Genomic DNA, 2300 nt, shown 5'->3' on the forward strand with positions numbered 1-2300 from the left:
CGTCCTGACCTGGCCACGAGAAGGCGCCGGACGCCTGGCCGCAAGGCAGGCGTCCAATGTCCATCGCGTGGCACGCGATCCGCGATCACCTTACGGATTCATCTTCCAAGCTTCACTTCCAACGCAGTTTCGACGCCATCCGGCGTGCGCAGGCTGCCCTCACACCGTTCCGGGATCCGGCGGCCCTGCTGGATAGGCTGCATCGCACCCCCGGCGATCCCGCCCGGAAAAACCTGATCCTCGCCGCGCTGGTAGGGGCGGCGCAGGGCGACGGGCCCGCGTCCGACTGCGCGCTGACGATGCTGTTGCTCGCGCTCTGGCCCGGCCTCGACGCCATCCGGCGCCGGTCGCTCTGGCGCAGGCTCGGCACCGCCGACGAGGTCGCGTCCGATGTACTGGCGCGCACCACCGAGGCGGTCCGGGGCCTCGACCTCGGGCGCGTCAACTGGATCGCGGCCACGGTGCTGCGGAACGTCGAGCGCGACATGATTCGCGTGCGCCAGCGCGACACGGCGCGCGAACACCTCGCCAGCAGCGCCGATCCCGATGAAGTGGCGGACAGCGGCGACAGCGGGATCGGCGCGGCCGGATACGCGCGGCTCAACGGCGCCGTGCGGAAGCTGCTCGGCGACGACGCCCTGCTGGTGATCCGCGTGGCGATCGAGGGCTTCTCCCAGGCCGAGGTTGCCGTCGAGCTGGGCCTGACCGAGGCCGCCGCCCGCAAGCGGTACCAGCGCGCGATGCGCCGGCTGCACGACGCCCTCCAGGAAAATCCCCTGAACCGATGTCCCGATCCGGTCCCGCGGGTGGCTTTTCCCATTCGAGCGCCCCGAGCGCCTTCCCTCCAACCGAAAGCAGACACGCATGAACCGCACTGCCGATCTGTCGCTCGAGGATTTCAGGCGTCTTCCGGGGCTCTATCGCCGCTGGGAGCTGACCGAGGTCTGCGAGCCCAACCGCAACTATCAGATCGAGGACGCCGGCGCCCATGCCGACGGGACGCCGCTGCTGGCGATCTACGTCGCCGAGCCCGCGCCAGACGTCCGCGAGGCCGCGTGATGCGCCTCCTCGATCACATCATCCCACGGAGAACCGCCATGCCGGACCAGCCGGACGACATCACCCGTCTTCGCAAGGCGAGCTACACGCTCGAAGACCTCCCCGAAACCATCGCATTCCCGCAGCGCGCCGGAGACGAGCCGCGCGAGCCGTTGCCGGTCGTCGAGGCGACCGTCGACGAGATCGCCTTCGCGATCGTGGAGGCGGAGCGGGAGAGCACGGCCGCCTACCGCCGCGCCGACGCGCTGAAGCGCCTCTACAAGCTCGCCCGCGAGGCCGGGTGCATCGGCGCAGATCGCGCCGCCACGGCGGTGATGAAGAAGGAGGGCCAATGATGGCCCTTCCCATCATCGGCGCCGACGAACGGCTCGCGCAGCGCAAGGGCATCAAGGGCGTCATCTTCGGCCGGTCCGGCATCGGCAAGACCAGCCTGCTCTGGACGCTGAATGCCTCCACCACGCTCTTCCTCGACCTCGAAGCCGGGGATCTGGCGGTCGAGGGGCTGGAGATCGACACGCTCCGGCCGCGCACCTGGAAGGAATGCCGCGATTTCGCGGTGTTCATCGGCGGGCCGAACCCGGCGCTGCGCGAGGACCAGCCGTACAGCCAGGCGCATTTCGACGAGGTCTGCGGGCGCTACGGCGACCCGGCGGTGATCGGCAAATACGAGACAGTCTTCATCGACTCGATCACCGTGGCCGGGCGGCTCTGCTTCCAGTGGTGCCGCGGCCAGCCCGAGGCGTTTTCCGAGAAGACCGGCAAGCCCGACATCCGCGGCGCCTACGGACTGCATGGCCGCGAGATGATCGGCTGGCTGACCCATCTGCAGCACACGCGCGGAAAGCATGTCTGGTTCGTGGGCATCCTCGACGAGCGGCTCGACGACTTCAATCGCAAGGTCTTCCAGCCGCAAATCGACGGCTCGAAGACCGGGCTCGAGCTGCCGGGGATCGTCGATCAGGTCATCACCATGGCCGACATCCCGGACCCCGGCGGCCAGCCGCAGCGCGCCTTCGTCTGCCAGACGCTGAACCCCTGGGGCTATCCGGCCAAGGACCGCTCGGGCCGTCTCGACATGGTCGAGGCCCCGCATCTCGGCCGGCTGATGGAGAAGATCCAGCGCCCCGCGGCGCCTGCCTCCGAACGCCTGACCTGGCCGCCGGTGACGCCCGCCGATCCCGCGCCCGCGCAGGAGCCCGGCCATGGCTGAGCGCCTCTCGCCACGCCCGGTGTCCCGATCC

The 2300-nt window shown here is 69.7% G+C and carries 3 protein-coding genes and 1 pseudogene; all 4 read left to right on the top strand.

What is annotated here, in order from left to right:
* Nucleotides 1-485: 485 nt before the first annotated feature.
* Nucleotides 486-692 (top strand): annotated as a pseudogene (locus FR728_RS19800) (hypothetical protein); the annotation flags it as partial.
* A 172-nt stretch (nt 693-864) separates the two neighbouring features.
* Nucleotides 865-1059 carry a hypothetical protein gene (locus FR728_RS19660; RefSeq protein WP_018303655.1) on the top strand — a complete coding sequence of 65 codons (195 nt, stop codon included), beginning with the start codon at nt 865-867 and terminating at the stop codon, nt 1057-1059.
* 38 nt (nt 1060-1097) lie between these two features.
* Nucleotides 1098-1394, top strand: coding sequence for a hypothetical protein (locus tag FR728_RS19665; protein ID WP_188318973.1), 297 nt, complete (start codon nt 1098-1100; stop codon nt 1392-1394).
* Complete coding sequence (locus FR728_RS19235) at nt 1391-2269, top strand: ATP-binding protein (protein ID WP_244304781.1); 879 nt, start codon at nt 1391-1393, stop codon at nt 2267-2269. Before FR728_RS19665 ends, FR728_RS19235 begins: the two co-directional genes overlap by 4 nt.
* Nucleotides 2270-2300: the final 31 nt, after the last annotated feature.

This window comes from Roseibium aestuarii (assembly GCF_008477545.1).
Classification (GTDB): domain Bacteria; phylum Pseudomonadota; class Alphaproteobacteria; order Rhizobiales; family Stappiaceae; genus Roseibium; species Roseibium aestuarii.